Origin of the sequence: Bacillus sp. 1021 (assembly GCF_014534735.1) — a bacterium.
Classification (GTDB): domain Bacteria; phylum Bacillota; class Bacilli; order Bacillales; family Bacillaceae; genus Bacillus; species Bacillus siamensis.
This window is the reverse complement of record NZ_JACVSR010000018.1, coordinates 1-600: the sequence shown is the minus strand read 5'-3', so window position 1 is coordinate 600 and position 600 is coordinate 1. Positions and strand designations below refer to the sequence as shown.

General features: G+C 49.5%; 6 tRNA genes. All 6 read right to left on the bottom strand.

Annotated elements, in window-relative coordinates:
- Positions 1-12: 12 nt before the first annotated feature.
- The 6 genes from ICW23_RS18730 to ICW23_RS18705 all read right to left on the bottom strand — a co-directional run bounded on the left by ICW23_RS18730 (position 13) and on the right by ICW23_RS18705 (position 572).
- Positions 13-89, bottom strand: a tRNA-Arg gene (locus ICW23_RS18730).
- A gap of 9 nt (positions 90-98) precedes the next feature.
- Positions 99-184: transfer RNA gene (locus tag ICW23_RS18725), tRNA-Leu, on the bottom strand.
- A 19-nt stretch (positions 185-203) separates the two neighbouring features.
- Positions 204-278, bottom strand: a tRNA-Gly gene (locus ICW23_RS18720).
- 9 nt (positions 279-287) lie between these two features.
- Positions 288-371: transfer RNA gene (locus tag ICW23_RS18715), tRNA-Leu, on the bottom strand.
- Positions 372-383: 12 nt separating this feature from the next.
- Positions 384-459: transfer RNA gene (locus ICW23_RS18710), tRNA-Lys, on the bottom strand.
- 37 nt (positions 460-496) lie between these two features.
- Positions 497-572: transfer RNA gene (locus ICW23_RS18705), tRNA-Thr, on the bottom strand.
- Between the last annotated feature and the right edge of the window lie 28 nt (positions 573-600).

The window sequence follows — 600 nt, the reverse complement described above, 5'->3', positions numbered from 1 at the left end:
CAAAAGTATGTATGGCGCGCCCGAGAGGAGTCGAACCCCTAACCTTTTGATCCGTAGTCAAACGCTCTATCCAATTGAGCTACGGGCGCAACAATAAGTGCCGAGGGCCGGACTTGAACCGGCACGGTAGTCACCTACCGCAGGATTTTAAGTCCTGTGTGTCTGCCAATTCCACCACCCCGGCATGGATGGTATAGTTTAGTTGGAGCGGAAGACGGGATTCGAACCCGCGACCCCCACCTTGGCAAGGTGATGTTCTACCACTGAACTACTTCCGCGTTTGGCAATGCGGATGAAGGGACTTGAACCCCCACGTCTGTAAAGACACTAGAGCCTGATTCTAGCGCGTCTGCCAATTCCGCCACATCCGCAAGAAAAAAACATGGTGAGCCATGAAGGACTCGAACCTTCGACCCTCTGATTAAAAGTCAGATGCTCTACCAACTGAGCTAATGGCTCTTTTTACAAGAGACTTATATAGTATAACATATAAAAGTGGTGCCGGCAAGAGGACTTGAACCCCCAACCTACTGATTACAAGTCAGTTGCTCTACCAATTGAGCTACACCGGCCTAATACGCCAACTTATGTATGATAGAA